The sequence below is a fragment of the Caldicoprobacter guelmensis genome, from assembly GCF_016908415.1.
In the GTDB taxonomy this organism is placed as follows: domain Bacteria; phylum Bacillota; class Clostridia; order Caldicoprobacterales; family Caldicoprobacteraceae; genus Caldicoprobacter; species Caldicoprobacter guelmensis.
On sequence record NZ_JAFBDW010000005.1, the window covers coordinates 1 to 22,347 of the forward strand.

The 22,347-nt window shown below is 45.5% G+C and carries 20 protein-coding genes and 1 other annotated feature; of the genes, 17 read left to right on the forward strand and 3 right to left on the reverse strand.

Annotated features, from left to right (window positions below):
* From JOD02_RS07810 to JOD02_RS07885, 16 genes are all read left to right on the forward strand, one after another.
* Positions 1-192: hypothetical protein (locus JOD02_RS07810; protein ID WP_204488516.1), on the forward strand; the 192-nt coding region annotated here is incomplete at its 5' end.
* A 155-nt stretch (positions 193-347) separates the two neighbouring features.
* Positions 348-624 (forward strand) — a binding site (T-box leader).
* A gap of 98 nt (positions 625-722) precedes the next feature.
* Positions 723-1,220, forward strand: a complete 498-nt coding sequence (gene ilvN, locus JOD02_RS07815) for an acetolactate synthase small subunit (RefSeq protein ID WP_204488518.1) — start codon at positions 723-725, stop codon at positions 1,218-1,220.
* A gap of 40 nt (positions 1,221-1,260) precedes the next feature.
* On the forward strand, positions 1,261-2,256 hold the full coding sequence (gene ilvC / locus JOD02_RS07820) for a ketol-acid reductoisomerase (protein ID WP_204488520.1): 996 nt from the start codon (positions 1,261-1,263) through the stop codon (positions 2,254-2,256).
* 15 nt (positions 2,257-2,271) lie between these two features.
* A complete protein-coding gene (locus tag JOD02_RS07825; protein WP_204488522.1) occupies positions 2,272-3,822 on the forward strand; it encodes a 2-isopropylmalate synthase in 1,551 nt (516 codons plus the stop codon).
* A gap of 195 nt (positions 3,823-4,017) precedes the next feature.
* Positions 4,018-5,580: a citramalate synthase gene (gene cimA, locus JOD02_RS07830; RefSeq protein ID WP_204488932.1), complete on the forward strand. Its 1,563-nt coding sequence runs from the start codon at positions 4,018-4,020 to the stop codon at positions 5,578-5,580.
* Between the two features lie 16 nt (positions 5,581-5,596).
* Positions 5,597-6,862, forward strand: a complete 1,266-nt coding sequence (leuC, locus tag JOD02_RS07835) for a 3-isopropylmalate dehydratase large subunit (RefSeq protein ID WP_204488523.1) — start codon at positions 5,597-5,599, stop codon at positions 6,860-6,862.
* Complete coding sequence (gene leuD, locus JOD02_RS07840; RefSeq protein ID WP_204488524.1) at positions 6,859-7,356, forward strand: 3-isopropylmalate dehydratase small subunit; 498 nt, start codon at positions 6,859-6,861, stop codon at positions 7,354-7,356. The genes leuC and leuD overlap by 4 nt, the downstream gene beginning before the upstream one ends.
* Entirely contained in the window at positions 7,353-8,417 is a 1,065-nt protein-coding gene (gene leuB, locus JOD02_RS07845) for a 3-isopropylmalate dehydrogenase (protein WP_204488525.1), read from the forward strand. The genes leuD and leuB overlap by 4 nt, the downstream gene beginning before the upstream one ends.
* Positions 8,418-8,681: 264 nt before the next feature.
* Positions 8,682-9,557 carry a M23 family metallopeptidase gene (locus JOD02_RS07850; protein ID WP_341534563.1) on the forward strand — a complete coding sequence of 292 codons (876 nt, stop codon included), beginning with the start codon at positions 8,682-8,684 and terminating at the stop codon, positions 9,555-9,557.
* 64 nt (positions 9,558-9,621) lie between these two features.
* On the forward strand, positions 9,622-10,206 hold the full coding sequence (locus JOD02_RS07855; RefSeq protein WP_204488526.1) for a nitroreductase family protein: 585 nt from the start codon (positions 9,622-9,624) through the stop codon (positions 10,204-10,206).
* 314 nt (positions 10,207-10,520) lie between these two features.
* Positions 10,521-12,179 (forward strand): dihydroxy-acid dehydratase, encoded by a 1,659-nt coding sequence (ilvD, locus tag JOD02_RS07860; RefSeq protein ID WP_204488527.1) that lies wholly within the window; start codon positions 10,521-10,523, stop codon positions 12,177-12,179.
* A gap of 402 nt (positions 12,180-12,581) precedes the next feature.
* The gene (locus JOD02_RS07865; RefSeq protein WP_204488528.1) at positions 12,582-13,520 is read left to right on the forward strand and encodes an ABC transporter permease; all 939 of its coding nucleotides are present in this window, start codon (positions 12,582-12,584) and stop codon (positions 13,518-13,520) included.
* A gap of 7 nt (positions 13,521-13,527) precedes the next feature.
* A complete protein-coding gene (locus JOD02_RS07870) occupies positions 13,528-14,505 on the forward strand; it encodes an ABC transporter permease (protein WP_204488530.1) in 978 nt (325 codons plus the stop codon).
* An 8-nt stretch (positions 14,506-14,513) separates the two neighbouring features.
* On the forward strand, positions 14,514-15,530 hold the full coding sequence (locus JOD02_RS07875; protein ID WP_204488532.1) for an oligopeptide/dipeptide ABC transporter ATP-binding protein: 1,017 nt from the start codon (positions 14,514-14,516) through the stop codon (positions 15,528-15,530).
* Complete coding sequence (locus tag JOD02_RS07880) at positions 15,527-16,510, forward strand: dipeptide ABC transporter ATP-binding protein (RefSeq protein ID WP_204488533.1); 984 nt, start codon at positions 15,527-15,529, stop codon at positions 16,508-16,510. Before JOD02_RS07875 ends, JOD02_RS07880 begins: the two co-directional genes overlap by 4 nt.
* 64 nt (positions 16,511-16,574) lie before the next feature.
* Positions 16,575-18,179: a peptide ABC transporter substrate-binding protein gene (locus JOD02_RS07885; protein WP_204488534.1), complete on the forward strand. Its 1,605-nt coding sequence runs from the start codon at positions 16,575-16,577 to the stop codon at positions 18,177-18,179.
* Between the two features lie 68 nt (positions 18,180-18,247).
* Here JOD02_RS07885 and nagB read toward each other — a convergent pair whose 3' ends face one another.
* Positions 18,248-18,979 (reverse strand): glucosamine-6-phosphate deaminase, encoded by a 732-nt coding sequence (gene nagB, locus JOD02_RS07890; protein WP_204488535.1) that lies wholly within the window; start codon positions 18,977-18,979, stop codon positions 18,248-18,250.
* Between the two features lie 369 nt (positions 18,980-19,348).
* Between nagB and pepV the strand changes: the two genes are divergently transcribed.
* Positions 19,349-20,755 carry a dipeptidase PepV gene (gene pepV / locus JOD02_RS07895; protein WP_204488536.1) on the forward strand — a complete coding sequence of 469 codons (1,407 nt, stop codon included), beginning with the start codon at positions 19,349-19,351 and terminating at the stop codon, positions 20,753-20,755.
* A gap of 49 nt (positions 20,756-20,804) precedes the next feature.
* Here the strand turns inward: pepV and JOD02_RS07900 are convergent, their stop codons facing one another.
* Together JOD02_RS07900 and JOD02_RS07905 are read right to left on the reverse strand one after the other, a co-directional pair.
* Positions 20,805-21,305, reverse strand: a complete 501-nt coding sequence (locus JOD02_RS07900) for a methylated-DNA--[protein]-cysteine S-methyltransferase (RefSeq protein ID WP_204488537.1) — start codon at positions 21,303-21,305, stop codon at positions 20,805-20,807.
* A 103-nt stretch (positions 21,306-21,408) separates the two neighbouring features.
* Positions 21,409-22,338, reverse strand: coding sequence for a prenyltransferase (locus JOD02_RS07905; protein ID WP_204488538.1), 930 nt, complete (start codon positions 22,336-22,338; stop codon positions 21,409-21,411).
* Positions 22,339-22,347: the final 9 nt, after the last annotated feature.

Genomic DNA, 22,347 nt, shown 5'->3' on the forward strand with positions numbered 1-22,347 from the left:
TTCAGCGCCGATGGTACTAGAGGGGAGACCCTCTGGGAGAGTAGGTCGTCGCCGGAGCTCCAATTAAAAAGCCTGGTTTGTAAGCCAGGCTTTTTGTCTTTTGGGGTTGCAAAAAAGATATTGACAAAACTTCAATCACCTGATAAAATATCCTTTAAATTCACCGTAAACCCGGCGGCAGGCTTCTTCTGAGGGAAGCAGCTTCTGTTGTCGGGCATTGTTGTAATTATGAGTGATTGTTAAATAATAAACGATTTTTTTCAATGTACGATAATGGTGTTTGGGTAAACGGAAGCCTTATTATTGGCAGACATAATATGTAATTTTATAGCTATAGCATTATTGGTTAAAATCCGATGACGGAGATACAAGACCTGTTGCAGCCGTCTTCAGAGAACCGGTGGACGGTGTGAACCGGTAGGCGGATAGGTTGTATGCTCGCTCCCGAGGAGAAAGCCTGAAAGGGGTTGCTATATAAGGGTGTGCCTTGTAAAGTAGCCTTCAGTAGGGCTTTACGGGTGGTCCCGTTACAGGCCAGGGTTTGTTAGAACCTGGTGAGGCTTTGTACCGTGAGGTACAAGCAAAGTAGGGTGGTACCACGAAAGAGAACCTTTCGTCCCTTCAGGGCGAAAGGTTTTTTTGTTATACATTATCTGCAAACACGCTAAAATAAAGCCCTTAGATTTTTCGAGAGCATACTATCAAGGGAAGGAGGTATAAAGTTGAAACACATACTCGGGGTATTGGTAGCCAATCAGCCGGGTGTTCTATCAAAGGTGGCAGGGCTTTTCAGCCGCAGGGGATTCAACATCGAAAGTTTAGCGGTAGGCGTAACTGAGGATCCCAGCATCTCGAGAATGACCATAGTGGTGGATGGGGATGAAAAGGTGATTGAGCAGGTAGCAAAGCAGCTCAACAAGTTGATCGATGTCATAAAGGTGGCTGACATAGCAGAAGATTCGGTAACCAGGGAGCTTGCTTTGATAAAGGTGCAGGCAAACTCTGGAACCAGAAACGAAATAATTCAGATAGTCAACGTATTCAGGGCTCAAGTGGTGGATATAAGCAAGGATTCCATGATCATCGAGATAACCGGAGACGAGAAAAAGGTCAATGCCCTACAGGAGATGCTCAAGGATTTCGGTATAAAAGAGATGGTTCGTACTGGCATCATAGCCGTTGACAGGGGGAACAAACTTATCAAAGACGAAAATTTATAGTTTAAAATTAAAATTTACGACGTGAAGGGGGAATTAAGCGATGGCAAAGCTATATTATGATCAGGATGCCAATTTGGAATTGTTAAGCGGTAAAAAGGTAGCTGTAATAGGGTACGGTAGCCAGGGTCATGCCCATGCACTCAACCTTAAGGACAGCGGAGTGGATGTGGTAGTAGGCCTATACAAAGGCAGTAAATCATGGAAGCTGGCTGAAGAGGCAGGGCTTAAGGTCATGGAAGCCGCTGAAGCTGCAAAGCAGGCTGATATAATCATGATTTTGATACCCGATGAGAAGCAGCCAAAGCTGTACAAGGAGAGCATAGAGCCTAACCTTGAAGAGGGCAACATGCTCATGTTTGCCCACGGATTTAATATCCATTTTGGCCAGATCACCCCTCCAGAGTATGTTGATGTAGCCATGGTGGCACCCAAAGGGCCGGGGCACACCGTGCGCAGTCAGTATCAGGAAGGCAAAGGGGTACCTTGTTTAGTGGCGGTCCACCAGGATTATACCGGACGTGCTAAAGATTTAGCTTTGGCTTATGCCAAAGGGATAGGCGGCACACGTGCTGGCGTGCTGGAGACCACCTTTAAGGAAGAGACCGAGACCGACCTGTTTGGAGAACAGGTTGTACTGTGTGGTGGCCTTTCGGAACTCATCAAGGCAGGGTTTGAAACATTAGTGGAAGCAGGATACCAGCCAGAGTGCGCATATTTTGAGTGCTTGCATGAGCTAAAGCTCATAGTGGATCTGATCAATCAGGGTGGGCTGAGCTACATGAGGTATTCCATAAGCGACACAGCCGAGTTTGGGGATTACACAACCGGCAAGAGGATTATAACCGAGGAGACGCGCAAAGAGATGAAGAAGATTTTGGCTGAAATACAGGACGGTACTTTTGCCAAAAAGTGGATACTTGAAAATCAGGCCAACCGTCCACACTTTAACGCCATGCGAAAGAGGGAACAGGAACATCCAATAGAGAAGGTGGGTAAGGAGCTCAGGAAGATGATGCCGTGGATTAAGAATAAATGATAAAGGGGGATGCATGTGCCCAAAAAGGTATATATATTTGACACAACCCTTAGGGATGGAGAACAGTCGCCGGGTGTGAGTTTGAATGTTCAGGAGAAGTTGGAGATAGCTAAGCAGCTTGAACGGCTTGGAGTGGATGCAATAGAAGCGGGATTCCCTGTTGCCTCAAAAGGCGATTTTGAGGCGGTAAAGGCTATAGCGCAAAATGTCAGGAGGCCGGTCATAGTAGCGTTGGCCCGTGCAGTGAAACAAGACATAGACAGGGCATGGGAAGCCATCAAATACGCTGCAAGGCCACGCATTCATACTTTTATTGCCACCTCAGACATTCACATGAAGTATAAGCTGAAAATGGAACCCGAGGAAGTCTTGAAAAGGGCTGTAGAGATGGTGTCCTATGCAAAATCCCTTTGCGAAGATGTCGAGTTTTCACCTGAGGATGGGACCAGGACGCGGCCGGAGTTTCTCTTTAAGGTGCTTGAAGCCGTAATTGATGCCGGTGCTACCGTTATCAACATACCAGATACGGTGGGTTACGCTATGCCAGAGGAGTTTGGTGCGCTCATAAGGAGCATCAGGGAAAACGTTCGAAACATCGATAAAGTCGTATTGAGTGTACACTGCCACAATGACCTGGGGCTGGCAGTGGCCAATTCCCTCGCAGCCATCCGAAATGGTGCCCAGCAGGTGGAGTGTACTATCAATGGATTAGGTGAAAGAGCCGGCAATGCCGCACTTGAGGAAATTGTCATGGCTATTAAAACGAGAAGTGATTACTTTGACCATTATACCGATATAGTGACCGAGCAGATATACCGTACCAGTACTTTAGTAAGCCATTTGACGGGTGTGCATGTTCAGCCAAATAAGGCTATTGTGGGAGCCAATGCTTTTGCACACGAGTCAGGGATTCACCAGCATGGCGTGCTTAGCCACCGTCAAACCTATGAGATTATGACGCCAGAATCAATTGGCTTAAAGCAGAGCCAAATGGTGTTGGGCAAGCACTCGGGACGCCATGCCTTTGAAGAAAGGCTAAAGGAGCTGGGCTTTACCAATCTTACGCCTGATGAGATAAACGCCGCTTTTGAGAAGTTTAAGGACCTGGCAGATAAGAAGAAATACGTGATGGATAAGGATATAGAAGCCCTTGTGAATGAAAAGGTATTAAAGGTGCCCGAGATCTATGAATTGGAGTACTTCCACATATCCAGTGGTAATAATTTAATAGCTACTTCTACTGTAAAAATTAGGCGGGATAATGAAGTTTTTGAGGAGGCGGCGTGTGGAGATGGGCCAGTGGATGCCACATTTAAAGCTATTGATCGAGCTATTGGTATAGAGGTCACGTTAAAGGATTATTACCTTAGAGCGGTGACCAGCGGCAAGGATGCTTTGGGAGAAGTTACTGTTAAGATAGGCAAGAACGGAAAGGTATATATTGGCCGAGGGCTTAGCACCGATATTATAGAAGCTAGCGCTAAAGCATATATAAATGCTATAAACAAGATGATTATGGAACAGAACAACAAAAATGAGCATAACGGCGAGGAAAGAAGTTGCTAAACTGACATTTTACGGTGTATTAACGCTTGCGGACATCAGCCGTTTAATGCAGTATGCAAAGCTGATGGATGAAGCAAGTGAAATATAAAATTATTGTTGCAATAAAGTTCAATTGTTAGTACAATAAAAGTCACAAAAATTTAGGGATAAAGGAGTTGATGGAGAGATGGGAATTATGTAAATGGGAAAAAGAAGATCTTTATCTATGATTCTACTTTGAGAGATGGAGCTCAGGCTGAAGGGATTTCTTTTACTGTAGGTGACAAGCTAAAGATTGTGAAAAAACTGGATGAATTTGGTGTGGATTATATTGAAGCAGGAAATCCTGGCTCTAACCCCAAGGACGTTGAATTTTTTGAAAAAGTTAAAGAACTTAAACTTTCTAATGCCAAGTTGGTGGCGTTTGGCAGTACGCGAAGGGCTGGCATAAAGCCAGAGGAGGATGCAAATCTAGCTGCTCTTTTGCGAAGTGGCACTTCTGTGGTGGCTATTTTCGGTAAAAGCTGGGATTTTCATGTCACCGATGTCATTAGAACCACTCTAGATGAAAATCTGAACATGATATATGACTCCATTGCCTACATGAAGCAAAACGGCAAAGAGGTCGTATTTGACGCCGAGCACTTCTTTGATGGTTATAAAGCCAATCCGGAGTATGCCTTAAAGACTCTTGAGGTGGCTGCACAGGCCGGAGCTGACTGGCTTGTGTTGTGCGATACCAATGGTGGGTCGTTCCCTTCTGAAATCGCAGATATTACGAAAACAGTAATAGAGAGGTTTTCATCAGTGCCCATAGGCATACACTGCCACAATGACGGTGGAATGGCAGTTGCCAATTCAATTATGGCAGTAGAACAGGGCGTTGTTCAGGTACAGGGTACTTTTAATGGTTACGGTGAGAGATGTGGAAATGCCAATCTGTGTACAATTATTCCCAATTTGCAGCTCAAGCGAAATTTTTATTGTGTTCCGCCGCACAGCATAGCTCAGCTTACTAGTGTATCGCGCTATATAAGCGAGCTTGCCAACATGGCGCCCAATGAGCGTGACCCCTATGTAGGTAACTGTGCTTTCGCACATAAGGGTGGCATGCATGTGGATGCCATTCTCAAAAATCCTGCTTCTTTTGAACATGTTCCGCCTGAATCAGTGGGGAATGAGAGGCGTATACTGATGTCCGAAGTTGCAGGGCGCAGTACAATACTGGGCAAAATTCAAAAGGTAGCACCATGGGTTACAAAGACATCGCCTGAAGTACAGCAGATAATAGATGAGCTCAAGCGCCTAGAACATGAAGGTTACCAGTTTGAGGGGGCTGAAAGTTCATTTGAGCTATTGGTGAGGAGAGCGCTGGGTAAGGACCATAAATTCTTTGAAGTAAAAGATTTCCGAGTGCTGTGTGAGGAGCCGTGGCAAGGGGATTACAGCGCTTCGGCCATTATCAAGGTAAAAGTGGATGGGGTTGAAGAGGTAACGGCCGCTGAAGGCGATGGCCCTGTAAATGCTTTGGATAAAGCTCTGCGTAAGGCTTTGGAGGTTTTTTATCCTCAGCTTAAAAAGATGCGCCTCACCGATTACAAGGTTAGAGTGCTTGACACCTCAAAGGCCACTGCGGCCAAGGTAAGGGTTCATATAGAATCTACCGATGGAGAAAGGGTGTGGGGTACTGTAGGAGTATCCACTAACATCATTGAAGCCAGCTGGAATGCTTTGGTTGATTCTATCGAATATTTCCTGTATAATGAGATGGGAATGTAGAAAGGGGCTGGAATACATGGGAATGACCATGACTCAGAAGATACTGGCTGCACATACAGGGCTGGATAAAGTTGAACCAGGGCAGCTTATAATGGCCAACGTGGACTTGGTTCTGGGAAACGATATTACCGCTCCTGTAGCCATTCGCGAGTTTAAACGAATGGGTGCCACGAGGGTTTTTGATAGAAAAAAGGTAGCGTTGGTACCAGACCACTTCACTCCCAACAAGGACATCAAGTCGGCTGAGCAGTGCAAGATTATCCGCGAGTTTGCGCATGAAATGGAAATAGAGAACTATTTTGAAGTGGGCCAGATGGGCGTAGAGCATGCGCTGATACCGGAAAAGGGATTGGTAGTACCGGGGGATGTGGTGATTGGTGCCGATTCGCATACATGCACTTACGGAGCTTTAGGCGCATTTTCTACCGGCGTTGGCAGTACCGATATGGCAGCCGCCATGGCCACCGGCCAGGCATGGTTTAAAGTGCCCCAAGCCATCAAGTTTGTGCTTAAAGGCCGTTTAAACAAGTGGGTGAGCGGGAAAGACGTCATACTTCACATCATAGGCATGATCGGTGTGGATGGTGCCCTTTATCAATCCATGGAGTTTACCGGTGAGGGTGTAGCTAACTTATCGATGGATGACCGCTTTACTATTGCCAATATGGCCATAGAGGCTGGTGCCAAGAACGGCATCTTTGAGGTGGATGACAAGACGCTGGAATATGTAAAGGCGCATTCCACCAAGGAATTTAAAATATACAAGGCCGATGAGGATGCCAAGTATTCAAGGGTGTTTGAGATAGACTTGTCTTCTATCCCGCTTACTGTGGCCTTCCCTCATTTGCCATCCAATGTAAAGACGTTCGATGAGATAGGAGACATACCGATAGACCAAGTTGTGATTGGGTCATGTACAAATGGGCGACTGAGTGACCTCAGGGTGGCGGCTCAAATACTGAAAGGCCACAAGGTACATCCCCGTGTACGTGCAATCATCATCCCTGCAACCCAGAGGATATACCTTGAAGCCATGAGAGAAGGGCTTCTAGAGATCTTCATAGAGGCGGGGGCAGTAGTGAGCACTCCTACCTGCGGTCCTTGTTTGGGTGGACACATGGGCATACTGGCAAGGGGAGAGAGGGCAGTGGCCACCACCAACAGGAATTTCGTGGGACGGATGGGGCATGTGGAGAGCGAGGTTTACCTTGCCAGCCCGGCTGTGGCTGCGGCTTCAGCCATTACAGGGAAGATTTCTTCGCCCGAGGAGGTAGTGAGATGATACGGGGAAAAGCGATTAAATATGGAAACAATGTAGATACCGATGTGATCATTCCTGCACGATATTTAAATACGGCTGACCCAAAGGAGCTGGCAGCACATTGCATGGAAGATTTAGATCCTGAATTCAAGAACAAGGTACAGCCGGGGGACATAATAGTTGCCGGTACTAATTTCGGATGCGGTTCTTCCAGGGAACATGCCCCTATTGCAATAAAGGCTTCAGGTATAAGCTGCATTATAGCCGAGACCTTTGCGCGCATATTTTATCGCAACGCCATAAACATAGGATTGCCCATAATGGAATGCCCTGAGGCTGCTAGGGATATAAAGGATGGTGACCAGGTGGCTGTGGACCTGACAACCGGTGAAATTACCAACTTGAGTACTGGGCGAACCTACAAAGCTGCGCCTTTTCCGCAGTTCATGCAGGAGATCATAAAGGCAGGAGGGCTGGTTGAATACGTCAAGGAAAGGATGGGGGCACAGAGATGAAGATTGCGGTGATACCAGGTGATGGCATCGGGCCTGAAGTGGTCGAGCAGGCAATTGTAGTGCTTGAGGCTGTGGCACAAAAGTTTGGACACCGGTTTGAGTTCCAGGAGGTGCTCATGGGGGGAGCGGCGCTGGATACGGTAGGCGTGCCGCTTCCTGATGAAACGCTGGAGGTATGCTTAAAAAGCGATGCCGTGCTACTGGGGGCGGTGGGTGGCCCCAAATGGGATGACCTACCCGGACATTTAAGGCCGGAGGCAGGGCTTTTGGGTATACGTAAAGGGCTTAACCTGTTTGCAAACTTAAGGCCTGCAAAGGTATTTCCCCAGCTCAAATCGGCTTCTACATTGAAAGAAGAAGTGCTAGGAGAAGGCCTTGATATACTTGTGGTGCGTGAATTGACAGGCGATCTATATTTTGGCGAAAAGGGGAGGGCAAAGGTGCCAGATGGTGAAAAGGCGTGGGATACCGCTGTCTATTCTACGCTTGAGGTTGAGCGGGTGGCCCATGTGGCGTTTAGGATTGCCAGGGGTCGGCGCCGCAAGGTCACCTCGGTAGATAAGGCCAACGTCCTGGAGAGCTCCAGGCTGTGGCGTGAGGTGGTATCGCGGGTGGGACAGCAGTATCCAGATGTGGAGCTGAACCACATGTATGTTGACAATGCCGCTATGCAGCTTATAAGAAACCCCGGCCAGTTTGACGTGATACTCACCACCAACATGTTTGGGGATATCCTGAGTGACGAGGCTGCCATGCTTACAGGGTCCTTGGGGATGCTTCCTTCGGCTAGCCTGGGGGAAGGCAAATTGGGGCTATATGAACCGGTTCACGGTTCTGCACCTGATATTGCCGGCCAGGATAAGGCAAATCCCATAGCCACCATTATGAGCGCTGCTATGATGCTGCGTTATAGCTTTGGTCTGGAGCAGGAGGCTCAGGCTATAGAGGATGCAGTGAGCAGAGTGCTTGAGCAGGGGTACAGGACGGCGGATATTGCCACTCCTGGCACCATTGTTGTGGGCACTCGAGAGATGGGGCGCCTTATTGCACAAAATTTGTAAAAATATGGCTTTGAATTTTTATCAAACTCGCATGTTTTAAAATGGCCGGTCAACTTGTCATATCATGAGAATAAAAATATTACTATAGTCGCTGGTTGGCTGAGAATGACGGCAAAAATGAATGCTTGGGATAAGAGAAATAAATGTTGTGCTGCCATGACGTAGACATGTAGGAATGTATGTATAATGGAGTAGTGTGATAAACTGGCGGAAATATCCCATTCTGTGTAAGAGGCTAATATCTGCTGTAAGGGGGAAAGAGGGGTGTACGCTTCCCCGAGGGTCAGGCGAAGGTATTCGATAAATAAGCGGCGTTTTGTATGTACTATTATCTGTGTGGGTATACTCATTGCTTTGATGATAGGGTTACCATCTTGGATAGAGCGTATACTCTTTGGCTCTTACTACAGGATATCAGATTTTGCTCCTGAGCATTTGGAGATGTACTTTACCATTGGTGAGGAACAAGGTGTACCGTGGTATTATTTAGCCGCTGTAGATAAGGCAGAGGGCGTTGCGATGGGGGACATAACTGCTGAACGAGTGGGACGAATAGCCATACATCTGAGAGGGATAGAGGCTCCCCAACAGCTTGGACAGTTCCTCGAAGCGTACAGGAGTGACAAGGGGTTTTACAGAAAAGTGCGAGAGGAGCTTGGCAAACTGGAACGCATACGCCGGGTTTATGAAGAGAAGGTGTTTCCCATAGCTCAGGGTTATGAGTACGATTATAAGGATGGGTTTGGTGAGGCGCGTACTTATGGAGGGGAGCGTACCCACGAAGGGATTGATATAATGTGCGATAAGGGTGTACCGGTTGTGTCGGTATGCGATGGGGTGGTCGAGAAGAAGGGGTGGCTGGAGCTGGGTGGATGGCGTCTGGGTATACGGGGCAAGGATGGGATATACTATTATTATGCCCACCTGTCCTGCTATCATGAAGACATATGCCAAGGCAGCAGGGTAAAAAAGGGGCAGGTGATAGGCTATGTGGGGGACTCTGGATATGGAGAGGAAGGCACCACGGGAAAATTTGATCCCCATCTTCACTTTGGGATGTATGAAGGGAAGGAAGAGGTGGCGATCAATCCCTATCCTTTTTTGAAGGTATGGGAGAAAAACAAGGTGGCTGTGAAGTAGTGTTTAAAATGCTCGTAAGCGTAATGAAAACAGAATTAAAATTTACAATGGTGGAGGCGATATTATGACAGTTAAAGAGGCCATAAGGGCGCGGAGGACCATCAGAAAGTATAAGCAAGAGAGGATCCCGCTAGAGGTGCTTAAAGAGCTGGTGGATGGAGCCAGGTTGGCGCCGTCTGCTGCAAACAAGCAGCCATTGGAATACCTCATTGTGGAAGACCCGCCTCTTTTGGAGCCGGTATTCAGTACGCTGGGGTGGGCAGGGTACCTCAAACCTCATGGAACGCCCAAGGAAGGGGAAAAGCCCACGGCTTATATTGTGGTGCTGATAAACTGTGAATTAGACAGCGCTTGGGCCAAACACGATGTTGGGGCTGCCGTTGAAAACATACTGCTAGGTGCACAGGAGTATGGCATAGGTTGTTGTTGGATTGGCTCTGTGGACAGGGATAGGCTGCGTGAGATATTACAAATCCCGGAGAAATACATCATCGATTGCGTTGTGGCTTTGGGTTACGCTGCTGAAAAATCGGTGGTAGAAGACGAACAGGGCTCGATAAAGTATTACAAGGATGAAAACGGTGTGCTGCACGTGCCAAAACGACGGCTGGAAGACATAATGCATGTAAACAGGATAAATAGCCGGTAAAGAAAATTTGCAGTCGGTTTTTACGGTGAGGAGGGCATCCTTTAAGTCTGTTTTTTGCGGCCTTACCAAGATCGCCAGGTAAGCTCGCTTCTTTTAAGAGTGGGATACGAGGCGCTTTAAGAAGCCTGGTGTGAGCCATGATCGGGTATAGGGTTGGACCGGCCCGAGCTCAAGCCTCCGGAGAGGGGGGTCACTGCGCGGCTGCTAGGGAACAATCCCTATATTCGTGTAAGTTCCCCCTTGATAAAAGAGGAAGCTTGTCTTCTTTGGAAGCGTGAGGAAGCTACAAAGGCGAAAAAGGAGTGTAGTGCGTTATGATAAGTGACAGGGTAAAGAAAGGCGTAGAAAAAGCGCCGCATAGGTCATTGTTTAAAGCCATGGGCTATATCGATGAAGAGCTAGAGCGGCCTTTGATAGGCGTTGTCAACGCTCACAGTGAGGTGGTGCCAGGGCATCTGCACTTGGATACCATAGCCCAGGCTGTCAAGGATGGGATACGCATGGCCGGTGGTACTCCCATAGAATTTCCGGTTATTGGGATATGCGATGGGATAGCCATGAACCACGTGGGCATGAAGTATTCCCTTGCATCCAGAGAGTTAATAGCCGATAGCATAGAAGCGATGGTGATGGCGCACGGATTCGATGGTCTGGTGCTCATCCCAAACTGTGACAAGATCGTTCCAGGTATGTTGATGGCTTGTGCTCGTCTCAATATTCCCTCCATTGTGATAAGTGGGGGACCTATGCTGGCTGGCAAAATGGCAGGTAAGGTTTTGGATTTAAATTCGGTATTTGAAGGGGTAGGAGCGGTAGCCGCTGGGAAGATGACGCCTGATGAGCTCAAGGAGATAGAGGAATATGCATGTCCGGGTTGCGGTTCATGCTCTGGTATGTTTACGGCAAACTCAATGAACTGCTTGGCAGAGGTTTTGGGAATGGCCTTACCGGGCAACGGTACCATTCCGGCGGTGTACGCTGAAAGAGTGCGTTTGGCCAAAAAGGCGGGTATGAAGATTGTCGAGCTTGTACGGAATAATATACGTCCAAGGGATATTTTGGTGCCTGAGGCTTTTGAAAATGCACTGGCGGTAGACATGGCACTGGGTTGCTCCACAAATTCGGTGCTTCATCTGACTGCTATAGCTTATGAAGCAGGTGTTCACATTAATTTGGATATCGTAAACAAGATAAGCGAACGGACGCCCAACCTTTGCAGGCTGAGCCCGGCGGGGCCATATCATGTTGAAGACCTGTACGCAGCCGGTGGGGTTCAGGCTGTTATGAAAGAGCTCTCTAAAAGAGGACTTTTGCATCTCGAGCTTTTAACCGTTACTGGCAGGACGGTGGGTGAAAACATCGCAGGAGCACAGGTTCTGGATCACGATGTCATAAGGCCGATTGATAATCCCTATAGCCCCACAGGGGGTATAGCGGTATTAAGGGGTAACCTTGCGCCTGAGGGTGCCGTGGTGAAAAGGTCTGCCGTTGCTCCCGAGATGATGGTGCACGAGGGGCCGGCCAGGGTTTTTGATTCGGAAGAGGAGGCTTTTGAGGCCATACTGGGTGGCAGGATCAAGAAGGGGGATGTGGTTGTCATCCGCTATGAGGGGCCAAAGGGTGGTCCTGGCATGAAGGAGATGCTATCGCCTACATCGGCTATTGCGGGCATGGGGCTTGATAAGGACGTGGCTCTTCTCACCGATGGACGTTTTTCAGGTGCGACACGAGGGGCTTCCATAGGACATATATCTCCCGAGGCCATGGAAGGAGGGCCCATTGCAGTGGTGCAGGAGGGCGATATCATAAGCATCAACATTCCCGAAGGCAGGTTGGATATAAAGATAAGCGAGCAGGAGCTGAAAGAGCGGCTGGCCAAATGGAAAGCACCTGAGCCCAAGATAAAACACGGCTACCTGGGAAGATATGCAAGGCTTGTCACGTCGGCCAGCACCGGTGCGGTGTTAAGGTGATAGTATAAAGCTCCATTTCATGCATGTTTTTTAGGCAATCGGCTACATGATAGTGAAAAGCTGGTTGCCTATTTAATTTATTTTGGTGAAATATAGAAGCAATCTTGAATAATTATAAATATATTGTTTGCACTCGGGCTGATTAATTTTGCAAATGAATAATTAAAAATTATAAGTACAGCTGGTTATTTATAAATTTAGTTGTATTATTATACACAATATGTTATTTAAATATCTGGCCAAAATGCCTTAAATACTAATTTAGCCGGCTTTCATGAAATTACCTGTTTAAAAATAGTTGTTATATCAAGCAAAAAATGATATAATAAACAAAGTCATGTATAATTAATTAAGTAAATTTAAGAAGTGAAATAAAAGAGGAGATGTCAGGGAGGAAAGCCGATGGGTAGGTACATTATTCACAGGTTGATTTCTATGGCGCTTACGCTTTTTTTTATAATAACTATTACCTTTTTATTAATGCATGCTATACCAGGCGGTCCATTTACACGGGAAAAACCTCTTCCTGAAGCTATTATTAAAGCCCTTAATGAGAAGTATCATCTTGATGACCCAATATGGAAACAGTATTTGGATTATTGGAAAGATATATTGCGGGGGGATCTGGGACCATCGTTTCAGCTAGCCAACTATACGGTTAATGATCTAATTGCAAGGGGATTTCCGATTACGGCTAAACTAGGCATAGTATCGATTATATTCACAGTGCTCATTGGAGTACCCATGGGAGTTATTTCAGCGCTTCGCCAGGGGAAGTGGGAAGATTATACTACGATGTTTATTGCTACTTTAGGAGTTACTATACCCAGTTTTGTGTTGGCTACTATACTTATATACCTCTTTGGAGTGGTATTTAAGATTTTTCCGGTAAGTAGTGGCAGCTTGACAAAGCCCATTCAATATGTGTTGCCTGTCATTGCCCTTTCGGGCTATTCGCTGTCTTTTATCGCTAGATTGATGAGGTCCAGCATGTTGGATGTTATAAGGCAGGACTATATAAGGACAGCACGGGCTAAAGGTTTGAGCGAACTGAAAGTGATATACAAACACGCTTTGAAAAATGCGATAATTCCAGTTATTACTTATTTAGGGCCGTTGGCGGCAGGGCTTTTGACGGGAAGCTTTGTTATAGAAAGGCTGTTTTCTATACCTGGTATGGGAGAGTATTTTGTAAAGAGCGTTGGAAACCGTGACTACACCATGATTATGGGGTCTACTATATTTTATAGCGTTATATTAGTGGTTATGAATTTCATTGTAGACATTATCTATGTCATAATTGATCCTAGAATTAAGTTGACAAGCACGAAGGAGGGATAATATAAGCATGCAGGCGCTGATAGATCCGTCGTTATTTAAGCCCATTGAAGTGGAAACAGATATTGTCGACGAAATAGTGCGGCCCAGCCTCACGTACTGGCAGGATGCCTGGCGACGTTTTAAAAAGAATAAACCGGCGATGATTGGATTGATAACCATTGCAATAATAATATTATCCGCGATTTTTATTCCTATATTTTGGCCTTATGGTTATGCTGACCAAATACGCGGCCACGAAAGTCAGGCTCCTTCTTGGCAGCATCCGTTTGGGACTGATAGCTTAGGTAGAGACTTGTTTATTCGTGTGATGTATGGCGCGCGGATATCCCTCAGTATAGGTTTGGTTGCCAGCCTTATAAATCTTACGATAGGGGTATTGTATGGGGGCATATCAGGATACATTGGGGGCCGTGTGGATAATGTCATGATGCGAATAGTCGATATATTGTACAGTGTGCCTTTGTTGTTGTATGTTATATTGTTTCAAGTTGTACTGGAAAAGCCGATTGAACAGGCTTTTGAAACGACGTTTTTGAGAATATTTAAGGGCGTAGGCTCTGACCTCATACTTATATATATTGTGTTGGGACTGGTTTACTGGGTGGATATGGCCCGAATAGTGCGTGGTCAGGTTTTAAGCCTCAAGAATCAGGAATTTGTTTTGGCTGCCAAAGCCCAAGGTGCCAGCGCTTGGCGCATCATACGTAAACACCTCATTCCCAACGCTATTGGTCCTATTATTGTCACTGTGACTCTTGCTATACCTTCAGCGATTTTTACTGAAGCCTTTTTAAGTTTTATTGGAATAGGCGTAAGTGCGCCTATGGCTAGTTTGGGTACTCTTGCAAGTGATGCTTATAGAGGCTTCAGAAGCTATCCATACTTGCTCTTTTTCCCTGCGGCTTTTATATGCCTCACAATGATAGCTTTTAACTTAATAGGGGATGGATTGAGAGACGCGCTTGATCCCCACATGAGAAAGTAGGTGATGATGTGGAAAAGGTCCTAGAAGTTAGAGATTTGCATACTTCATTTTTTACTCATGTTGGCGAAGTAAAGGCTGTCAGGGGTGTAAATATTGATATATATAAAGGAGAAGCTATAGGGATAGTGGGAGAATCTGGTTGTGGTAAAAGCGTTACCTCCCTCTCTGTAATGCGCCTCGTTCCTTTCCCAGGAAAAATAATTAAGGGAGAAATATATTTTAACGGTGAGGACCTGCTCAAGAAAAGCGAAAAAGAAATGCAAAAGATTCGAGGGAATAGAATTTCTATGGTGTTTCAGGACCCTATGACTTCGTTAAACCCTGTATACACCATAGGGGATCAGCTGATAGAACCGCTCAGGGTTCACAAAAAAATGAGCTTTAAGGCTGCACGTGAGCAGGCGATTGAACTTCTTAAGGCAGTAGGTATACCTGACCCTGAGAGGCGGCTTAACCAGTATCCTCACGAGTTTAGCGGCGGCATGCGCCAGAGGGTAATGATTGCAATGGCTTTGAGCTGTCAGCCAGAGCTCATGATTGCGGATGAACCTACCACGGCTTTGGACGTTACCATACAGGCTCAGATACTCGAGCTTTTAAAACGGCTCAAGGCGGATTACAATATGTCGATAATGCTCATAACCCATGACCTGGGGATTGTGGCTGACCTTTGTAGTAGGATAATAGTGATGTATGCTGGCATTATCGTAGAAGAGGGTACTACAAGAGAGATATTTTATAGCCCAAAACATCCTTACACATGGGGGCTTTTGAGGTCTGTTCCTCGGATTAACATGCTGTCCAAACAGCGATTGGTTCCAATTGAGGGTCAACCCCCTGATTTATTGAAACCGCCGAAGGGATGTCCGTTTATGCCTCGATGCCGTTATGCGATGGAGGTATGTAAAGAATATAGCCCTAAGCTGTATTCGGTTTCGGAGACGCATAAAGCAGCGTGCTGGTTGCTCGACCCCCGAGCTCCTACTGTCGTCAGATGGGATAAGGAAGAGGTGAGCTTTAAGTGAGCAGTTTTAAAGAGGTATTGATTGAAGTAAGAGATCTGAAGAAATATTTTCCCGTCAGAGGATCGCTCATAGGAGGCAAAAAACAGGTTCTTAAGGCGGTGGATGGGGTTACTTTTAGCATATACAAGGGTGAGACTCTAGGCTTGGTAGGGGAAAGTGGATGCGGTAAGACGACAGTTGGCCGTACGATACTCAAGCTTTATTCTCCTACCGATGGGCGCATTATATTCAATGGCAATGATATAACTGATTTGAACGATAGGCAGATGCGCCCGTATAGGAAGAAAATGCAGATTATATTTCAAGACCCCTATGCTTCTCTTAATCCCAGGATGACGGTAGGCGATATAATAGCTGAATCCATTGATATTCACAACATTGCCAAGGGAGAAGAGAGAAAAGCCATTATATACGACCTTTTAAGTAAAGTTGGCTTAAGCAAAGAACACGCCAACCGTTATCCACATGAGTTTAGCGGAGGACAGAGACAAAGGATAGGTATAGCCAGGGCGTTGGCAGTCAATCCTGAATTTATAGTGTGTGATGAGCCCATATCCGCTTTAGATGTTTCCATACAGGCTCAAATAGTAAACCTGCTGGAGGATTTACAGGATGAATTAGGCCTCACATACCTGTTTATCGCCCACGATTTGTCCATGGTGAAGCATATTTCTGATCGCGTAGGGGTAATGTATCTTGGAAAGCTGGTCGAGCTAGCTCCTAGTGATGAATTGTACGATAGGCCGCTTCATCCCTATACGCGGGCTCTGCTTTCGGCTATACCTGTACCTGACCCTGATGCTGCACAACAGCGTAAGCGCATAATTTTGGAAGGAGACGTTCCCACGCCCATTAATCCTCCCTCTGGCTGTCGTTTTAGGACACGATGCCCCATTGCACGCAAAATGTGTGCAGAGGAAGAGCCTGTAATGAAAGATTACGGGGGAGGACATATGGTGGCCTGCCATTTTGTAGAATAAAGATACAAAAAAGGAAAGGTTTAAAAGCCCTTGTGGCTTTATATATAAAAAAGGAGGTAAGAGTATGATAAAGAGATTAAGTGTATTATTGATGTGTGTGTTCTTAGTTTCTGCACTATTTACGGCTTGTTCATCGAGTGATTCTGACAGCAAGCCTATTGTCTACAACATGGGAGCCAATCCCAAGACTCTAGATCCTCAGCTCAATAATGCAGTTGAGGCAGGGAGTGTAATTGTGCATTGCTTTGAAGGGCTGACGCGCAAAGACCAGAATGGGCAGATTCAGCCGGGTATTGCAAAAGAATGGAAAATGAATGAAGATGGGACAAAATTCACGTTTTATCTGCGCGATGCTAAGTGGTCAGATGGTCAACCTGTGACGGCTCATGACTTTGTGTATGCCTGGAGGAGGGCTGTTGATCCAAATACGGGGGCTGAATACGCTTATCAGCTTTGGTATGTAAAGAATGGCCAGGCTATTACTGAAGGGAAAATGAGCCCTGAAGAGCTGGGGGTGAAAGCTGTTGATGATAAGACGCTGGAGGTTGAACTTGAAGCCCCATGCTCTTATTTCCTCCAATTGACTGCATTTCCTACTTTATTCCCTGTAAGGAAGGACATCATTGAAAAATACGGCGAGGGTTGGGCTAATAACCCAGACACCTACATTACAAATGGTCCCATGGTTCTTGCAGAGTATTCGCTCAACGATAAGATTGTTTTAAAAAAGAGCGATACTTATTGGAACAAAGATGCTATAAAGGCTAAAGAGCTTGTATTTACGATGATAGACGACCCGGCTTCTGAGCTTTCGGCTTTTGAAGCAGGGGAGATTGATTTTGCTGACGCCGTTCCAGCTGAGGAAATTCCTCGGTTGAAAGAGGAAGGGAAGGTTACCATTAAACCATCTCTAGGAACTTACTTCTTCTGCCTCAACGTGGAGAAGCCTCCTCTAAATGATGTCAGAGTGAGAAAGGCCTTAGCGCTTGCCATTGATAGGCAGTACATTATCGATAATGCAGCCAAGAATTTTGCGCTTCCTGCCTATGCATGGGTGCCGCCAGGAATGCCTGATGCCAAAGAAGGCTCTGATTTTAGAAAAGTTGGAGGAAATTATATAAGCGAGGATTATCAGAAGAATGTTGAAGAGGCGCGCAAGCTTTTGGCCGAGGCAGGATATCCCAATGGTCAAGGGTTCCCTGAGTTGACGTTATTGTACAATTCGGAAGGTGGTCATAAGGCCATTGCTGAGGCTGTGCAAGAGATGTGGAAGAAAAATCTGGGTATAAATATAAAACTGGATAGCCAAGAGTGGGCGGTATTCCAGGAGACCCGTACACAGGGCAATTATGAGATTGCACGCCATGGATGGTTGGGTGACTATGTTGATCCAATGACCATGCTTGATATGTGGCATAGCAAGAGCGGTCAAAATGATGCTCGATGGAAGAACAGCGAATACGATCGCCTCATTGAATTGGCCAAGAGGTCAGGGGATCAGAAGGAAAGAATGGAAGCCATGCATAAGGCTGAGGAGATTTTGATGAAAGAAATGCCGATAATTCCTGTGTACTATTATACGGATGTATACTTAATAAATCCCAAAATAAAGGGGTTCTACTATGACCCGTTAGGGTTCAAGGTATTCCTGTATGCGACTAAAGAATAACTGGAAAAAACAAGAAAAGAGGGCCGGGAGGTCGGCTCTCTTTTTTTATCTCACTGTTAAAATAATGTTTACCTGTCCAAAGCCGATGCTGCATCTTCATCTAAGATTACCGTTACATTTGGATGGAGCTGAAGTACTGAAGCTGGTACATCAGCAGTGACAGGCCCATGAAGCGCCTTACTTACAATCTCTGCTTTGCTTTTTCCAGAGGCCAAAAGCAGGATCTTTTGCGCCTGCATAATGGTCTTTATGCCCATTGAAATGGCTTTACGTGGCACTTCGTCTGGCGAGTTGAAGAACCTGGAGTTTGCTTGGATGGTGCGCTGTGCCAGCTCCACAACGTGCGTAACAGAGTGGAATGGGGTACCTGGTTCGTTAAAGCCGATGTGGCCGTTATGGCCAATGCCCAATACCTGCAAGTCGATACCGCCTGCTTGAGCAATCTTCTTTTCGTAGGCTTTGCATTCTTCTTCCAGGGAAGGAGCCGTGCCGTTGGGCAGATGCACGTTTTCCCTCTTTATGTTTATGTGATTGAAGAAGTTTTCGTCCATAAATCTGTGGTAGCTGCAGGGATGGCCCTTGTCAAGCCCCACATATTCATCGAGGTTAAAGGTCACCACGTTGGAAAAGTCAACTCTGCCTTCTTTGTTCATTTTGATTAGATTTTTATACATCCCCATGGGTGTGCTTCCGGTTGCCAGGCCAAGAACAGTATGAGGATTGCTATTTATTTGTTGAGCCACAATTTCAGCTGCTATTTGGCTCATCTCATCATAACTTTTGCATATTATAATCTTCATCATTTGCGCCCCCTTTTTAAATTTGGTAAAAGTCATGCTTTGAGAGAATTTAACAGAAAAATTTTGAAAGCAAACATGATAAAAATAGTTTTAAGGTACTTTTTATATTTTACCATGTTTTGCTTAGTAGCGTATATGTTTTTAAAATAATTGTAAAGATTTTTCCAATATTATAACCAAGAAGGAAAGTTTTCTGATAATTGGTTGAAAATACATAACCGACATTTTTGTGTTATAATAAGATTAGCGGTAAACATTCGATAAAAAGCAGTTGATTATCTGGTGTGGCGGAGGAGATGGCACTGGAACTTTTTCGGCAGATTAAAGTTGATACAAAGTGTAAACCCTGAAAATTTAAGGAGGGTTTTTATGATTTTAAACCACTTTATCGAGTCATATAGGGATGAAATTATACGTTGCACGCAAGAGCTGGTAGCTATACCCAGTGTAGAAGGGGGGCCACGACCTGGCAAGCCGTTTGGCGAGGATGTTTATAGAGCGCTTGACTATGTGTTGACCCTCGGCAGAAATCTGGGGTTTAATACCAAAAACGTAGATGGCTATGCCGGCCATATTGAATTTGGTCAAGGCGAAAAAATGCTGGGGATATTGACGCATCTGGATGTGGTGCCTGCAGGGAGTGGTTGGAGCTACCCCCCGTTTGGCGGAGAGGTCCATAACGGTAGGATCTACGGCAGGGGAGCCATTGACGACAAAGGACCTACTATTGCAGTGCTTTATGCCATGAAAGCCGTTATGGAGTCTGGGTTACCTGTGAATAAGAAGGTAAGGCTAATATTGGGTACCGATGAAGAGAGCGGATGGGAGGACCTTAAGTATTATTTTAAACGAGAGTCTGTACCCGATTTTGGGATGAGTCCTGACGGCCGCTATCCTATTATCAATGCAGAAAAAGGGATTTTACATATAGAGCTGCGAAAAAAGTTTTCTCCTGGGCAAAAATCTTCTATAGGAATTAAAAAGTTATACGGTGGGCAGAGACCAAATATGGTTCCCGACGAATGTACCTGTATTTTTGAAGCGAATATTGACAAGGAAGAGTTGAGCAAAGACATTGCGAATATGAAGAGTAAATTGGGATATACAGTGAAGATAGAAATATGCGATAATGGAGATTTGATTGTTAAATCTATTGGCCAGGTTGCCCATGCGAGCATGCCTGAAAAAGGGAAAAATGCTATAGGACAGATGTTGCTTTGTCTATTGGCTTTAGGGGTGGGAGATAGCGAAATGGAAAGGTTTATTGCTTTTCTTGCGGAAGCCATTGGGATGGAATTTGACGGCTATTCTATGGGCTTGGCATTGGAGGATCATCTTTCGGGAAAGCTCACCCTCAATTTAGGCATAATAGAGGTAAATAATCAGCGTGGTCGGGTGGTTATCGATATACGTTATCCTGTAAGTTTTGAAAAACAGGACATATTATCACGCATATGCAAGGTGGCTGATGAATATGGCATCGAAGTAGAGGTTTTAGACCATCAAGGCCCTCTTTATGTGCCCGAAGAAAACTTTTTAGTACAGACTTTGAAAAAGGTATATGCTGAGCAAACAGGACAACCAGCTTATACAGTGGCTATAGGGGGCGGTACCTATGCTAGGGCCATCAAAAATGCTGTTGCCTTTGGAGCGGTATTCCCTGGAAAGCCAGAGATGGCACACCAGAAAGATGAGTATATAGAAATCGAGGACCTGATGCTGAACGCTAAAGTCTACGCCCATGCCATTGCTGAGCTTGTTAAAGAAAAAGATTGACCGTTTGTGCAAAAACCTCAATGGCATGCATAAACTATGACATTTTTGGTCATTTAAAGAGGATTCCCTCCAGATTAAGTAAAACTTTTTTTATCTCAATCCCTCCGCTAAAGCCCCCCAGTTTGCCGCTGGCTGCAACTACCCTATGGCAGGGTATTATTATGGGAACTGGATTAGCACCGCATGCACGTCCCACAGCGCGGGGGGCTTTAGGGTGGCCTATCTTTTCTGCAATTTCTTTATAGCTCTGTACTTGGCCGTACGGTATTGACTGTAACGCTTTCCACACCTTCATCTGAAACGGAGTCCCCTCTATATCGACAGGAACGCCAAAATGTTTTCTCTGACCTCGAAAATACTGTTTAAGTTCAATGACTGCAGGATGAGATAAATCGATTAGGTACGGTATATTTTCTTGAGCCAATTTTTTTACAATGGTATCAAGAGAAGAAAAATGTATTTCTCTTACTCCTCTAGCAGAAGCTATGATAGTGATAGGATATATAAACTCCTCAATCTGAGCTATTATGTAGGTCTCGAAATTTCTCATAGAGTTTTCCACCTTTTTGTTCTACTACTCTCTTCTCTTAACCAAGCCTTAGAATCAATTACACCCAACTTGTTTCTTTTTTCAACCCCTGGTTTGCATACTTTTATATAAATCTGCCCAATACAGCAGCAATTGTCATGGTTAAACCAGTCAGCTGATAAACCTGTACCATCCTCAGGTTGGCTTCCGTTAATTTGGGGATATCATTATAATGTTGCTGCGCAACCCTAACAGCTCTTACCGCCAACGGAACGCTGATTAAGCCGAGCAGCCAAAAAGGATTTTTCAGTACAATAGCTAATAAGATAAACCACAAATAGGCAATCAGAAACAAAATTGCGAATACCTTGACGCTTTTTTCTTTGCCCAGCCTAACCACCCAGTTTCTTTTATTACCTTGGAGGTCGGCTTCATAATCAGGGAATTGATTTATCCACAGTACATTGGCTATTAGAATCCCTATGGGTAGTGATACCCATAAAGCTGATAAATCCATTTTGCCTGTTTGCAAGCAATATATACCTAGGACTATGAGCGGTCCAAAAGTCAACCCCACCGTTACTTCTCCTAGCCCTCGATAGGCCAGCTTGAAAGGAGGAAGGCTGTACAATATGGAAAGCAAGATGCCAGCAATGCCTATCCACAATACACCTATTTCCTTAAAAAATATGATGTAAAGGCCTATCCCACAGGCGATCAGAAAAGTAACGAGGGCAATCATGACGACTTCAGACGGCGTAAGCTTCTCGTCCACAATAGTCTTTTTCCCGCCACTGAAGGGGGTTCTTTTGTCGGGGGTTACGAACCGATCAACCCCCGACAAATAATCCACCCATTCGTTTACCGCGTTTTTACCGATTTCTATACAATAAACGGCTGTGAGAGCCACGATAAACCAGTAGATGTCAAACTTCCCCGTACTGCCAAAGGCAAATGCCGCACCTACAACCATCGGCACTGTTGAAGCTATCCATATTTTTGGGTCAGCCAATTGCCAAAAACCCTGCCATACACGCTTTACATCCACGTTCATGGTTAACTC

Excerpts from the sequence above, each read along its gene's own strand:
- ilvC (WP_204488520.1), top strand. The coding sequence starts at position 1,261 with ATGGCAAAGCTATATTATGATCAGGATGCCAATTTGGAATTGTTAAGC.
- leuC (WP_204488523.1), top strand. The coding sequence starts at position 5,597 with ATGGGAATGACCATGACTCAGAAGATACTGGCTGCACATACAGGGCTG.
- leuD (WP_204488524.1), top strand. The coding sequence starts at position 6,859 with ATGATACGGGGAAAAGCGATTAAATATGGAAACAATGTAGATACCGAT.
- leuB (WP_204488525.1), top strand. The coding sequence starts at position 7,353 with ATGAAGATTGCGGTGATACCAGGTGATGGCATCGGGCCTGAAGTGGTC.
- JOD02_RS07855 (WP_204488526.1), top strand. The coding sequence starts at position 9,622 with ATGACAGTTAAAGAGGCCATAAGGGCGCGGAGGACCATCAGAAAGTAT.
- ilvD (WP_204488527.1), top strand. The coding sequence starts at position 10,521 with ATGATAAGTGACAGGGTAAAGAAAGGCGTAGAAAAAGCGCCGCATAGG.
- JOD02_RS07865 (WP_204488528.1), top strand. The coding sequence starts at position 12,582 with ATGGGTAGGTACATTATTCACAGGTTGATTTCTATGGCGCTTACGCTT.
- JOD02_RS07870 (WP_204488530.1), top strand. The coding sequence starts at position 13,528 with ATGCAGGCGCTGATAGATCCGTCGTTATTTAAGCCCATTGAAGTGGAA.
- JOD02_RS07885 (WP_204488534.1), top strand. The coding sequence starts at position 16,575 with ATGATAAAGAGATTAAGTGTATTATTGATGTGTGTGTTCTTAGTTTCT.
- nagB (WP_204488535.1), bottom strand. The coding sequence starts at position 18,979 with ATGAAGATTATAATATGCAAAAGTTATGATGAGATGAGCCAAATAGCA.
- pepV (WP_204488536.1), top strand. The coding sequence starts at position 19,349 with ATGATTTTAAACCACTTTATCGAGTCATATAGGGATGAAATTATACGT.
- JOD02_RS07900 (WP_204488537.1), bottom strand. The coding sequence starts at position 21,305 with ATGAGAAATTTCGAGACCTACATAATAGCTCAGATTGAGGAGTTTATA.
- JOD02_RS07905 (WP_204488538.1), bottom strand. The coding sequence starts at position 22,338 with ATGAACGTGGATGTAAAGCGTGTATGGCAGGGTTTTTGGCAATTGGCT.